This window comes from Streptococcus sp. SM3, from assembly GCF_027497875.1.
The window spans coordinates 1-3,035 of record NZ_JAJNSA010000167.1; the positions used below are offsets into that span (position 1 = coordinate 1).

Genomic DNA, 3,035 nt, shown 5'->3' on the forward strand with positions numbered 1-3,035 from the left:
GGGCAGCAGTATTTTTAACCATTTGGCTCAGATACGGGGCAATTGGTTTATCCTTTGCTTTCCTTTTAATCAGGCGCTACAAAGGATTAGAATCTAGGAAATGGTTGGTTCCATTATTCTCGACGGCTTATGCCTTGTCAGGGATGTTGGTTTCCTATCAAATGAACGTCATCTTCTATGATGCCATGATCATGTTACCAATTGTGATTGTGTATTTGGAAGAATTATTAGATGGGAAATCTCCTTATCGCTATGCTTTTGCTTTAGGATTGACGGTCTTGCTTCAGTTTTACATGGGCTATATGATCTCCATTTTCATCGCTCTGTATGCCTGCTACTATGTATCACCAAGGTTACTGATTGAGGGAGATCTAAAGGCGAAGATTAAAAACTTTAGTATCCCTTTACTACAAGCAGTGATTTATTCGATTATTGGGATTGCAACAGCCTCAGTCTTGCTCTTGCCTGTATTTTTCAACCTGATTGAAAGTAAGGGGCAAGTTGGCGGAGGCATGACCTTCTCATTTGCCTTCCAAATTAACCCCTTAGATATTCTTGCTAAGTTGGTTGTTGGTGGCTTTGATACAACATCAGGATGGTCAGCGGGTCCCAACCTTCCCAATATTTATATTGGAGCGCTTGGTTTTCTTGGTTTTATCTTTTATTTCCTATCGCAAAAAGTTGGAAAAGCAAAAAAATGGGCTGCAGGGATTGTTACTCTCGTTTTCCTGATTTCCTTTGTGAATGAATTTGTCAGTAAGATATGGCATATGGGACAAAATCCAGCCGGTTTCTTCTTCCGTTTTTCTTGGCTATTTTCATTCTTTATGCTAGTCCTAGCTTATCAAGCGATGAAGCAGAAGATCGTTATTTCCAAACGAACCAACTGCATCATCGGTTTGGGCTTGCTCTTGTCGGTGGTTTATCTCTATTTCCATCAGTATAGTTTTGTCTCAAAGACCCAACCGCAAGCGATCAGTCGTTTCCTCTCTAAGTTCTCTATTCTAAGTGTTCTGGGAATAGCAGCGGTGACTTGCTTCATCTTCTATGCGTATTGGGAAAAATCTCAGAAGAGCCAATTGGAAAAAATGATTCGAATGGCTCTAGCAGCGGTCATCTTAGTGCTGGCTGCCGTCTTATTAAAGACAGGCTATCTCTTGTCGCAAGTGGGGATTACAGCGATGCTCTACTTGAGCATTCTCTTCATCCTAAACTTTAAGATCTCACGTTTATCCATGATTGTCGTATCTGTGCTGACAATCTTTGAGTTTGGCTATAATGCGTATTTGTCCCAAGTAACATTTGGGTATGATGATGTGCACAAGTTTGCAGATGCGACCGTTTCGGTCAAGCGCGTGACAGACAATATCCAAGAAAATGCAGATCAAAAATTCTATCGAATTGCCACAGATTTTGCCTATTCCAGAACAGTTCCTTCCTTGGTGTCCTATCCAGGCTTAAGTACCTTTAGTTCAAGTTTGGAACGTAGCACCATGGATCACTTTGCTTTCATGGGAGATCTGGGTGTCAATGCGGCGACTCAATATTCAAATGGGACACCTTTGACAGATGCTTTATATGGTATTCGATACTTTATGAGTGCCAAGGACTTTGATCCCAAAGAGATTGAAGCCAATCCAGATAAGATGTACTTTTATCGATTTACAGACCGTTTTGATCTGCATCGCTATTTCACAGACAAGGTCTATGAGGATAAGCGTTATGTCGTCTATAAGAATCCAAATTCCTTCCCACTTGCATACGGGACGAACAGTCTGGTAAGGAATATTCAATTTGGTGCCAATAATGCCTTTGCTAACCAGAATATTATTTTGAACTCCATGGAGGGACATCAAAAGGCCAATAATGATACCGTTGAGTACTTTAAACCGTTGGCGTTCAGCTCGATCGAGACCGAAAATGTGATTGAAGAAAAGGTCAATAAGGAAACGGGAGAAGCCATCTATAAGAGAGCGGATTCGTCAAAAGATGCCATTATTCGTTATAAGGTCACTCCACGTACCAATTACACTTATTATTTCTTTACTCCTGTATCTTTGATCCAAAACCAAGATTACTCGGTTTTACTCAATAATAAATGGTTGCTCAATGCTAAAATTTTCACGCAAAGACAAATTTGGCAGTTGACAGATCAAACTGAAAACCAAGAAACCGTTATTGAATTTAGATTTAGAACAGATCACATCGATATGAGCAACGCAGGTGTTTATCGCGCTGATGTTGATCAAATTCAACAGGTATTAGAAAACAGGAAGAAACAAGGTTTACATGTAACCAAGTTTTCAAATACCCATATTGTTGGTGATGTGTCTATCACAGATGATAGTAACTATATGATGACTTCCATTCCATACAGCGATGGCTGGAAAGTGAAAGTGGATGGGAAGTTTGTCAAAACTGAAAAAGCATGGAATGCATTCTTATCCTTCCCAATCTCAAAGGGAAATCATAAGGTTGAATTCGTCTTTAGACAAAAAGGAGTGATCCTGGGTGCCTTGCTATCTATTGTTTCCGTTGCTTACCTCGTCATTCAAATGAGAAGAAATAGAAGTGATGAAGAACAATAGGATTTAAGAGAATCAAAAATAGTTATCAACACAAAAAGAGAGTGGGACAGAAATCGGTAATTCGTTAGAATTCGATTTCGTCGTCCCACCTCCGCACAGTTGAGTAGGGCTGTAAAGCTGATGAAATCAGCGTAGTAGAGCCCACTCAACCACTGCGTCTTGCTCGACAATCGAAAAACAACTAAGAGGCTAGGACTTTTGTCCCAGCCTCTTTTTTATATGATCCGCACATGCGAACGATTAGTTATTAGAAATCTTGCGTTTCAAGATGACGGCTCCTGATAGGATAGCAACACCGATCAAGATGACACCAGTAGCGACTGCTTCACCTGTTTTTGGAAGGAATGTCTTGCGACCTCCGTTTGAAGTTGTCGTGCCAGAATCACCTGGTTTACCAGGTTTGGTCGTATTCGTTGTTGGCCCCTCTGGCGTTGTTGTCGTAGTGGT

The 3,035-nt window shown here is 40.7% G+C and carries 2 protein-coding genes; one reads left to right on the forward strand and one right to left on the reverse strand.

Going from position 1 to position 3,035, the window contains the following annotated elements:
* Window positions 1-2,588 (forward strand): YfhO family protein (locus tag PAN06_RS13605; RefSeq protein WP_269796591.1); only part of this gene is annotated, 2,588 nt, incomplete at its 5' end.
* 240 nt (window positions 2,589-2,828) lie between these two features.
* Here the strand turns inward: PAN06_RS13605 and PAN06_RS13610 are convergent.
* The coding region (locus PAN06_RS13610) for an LPXTG cell wall anchor domain-containing protein (protein WP_269796592.1) at window positions 2,829-3,035 on the reverse strand (207 nt) is incomplete at its 5' end.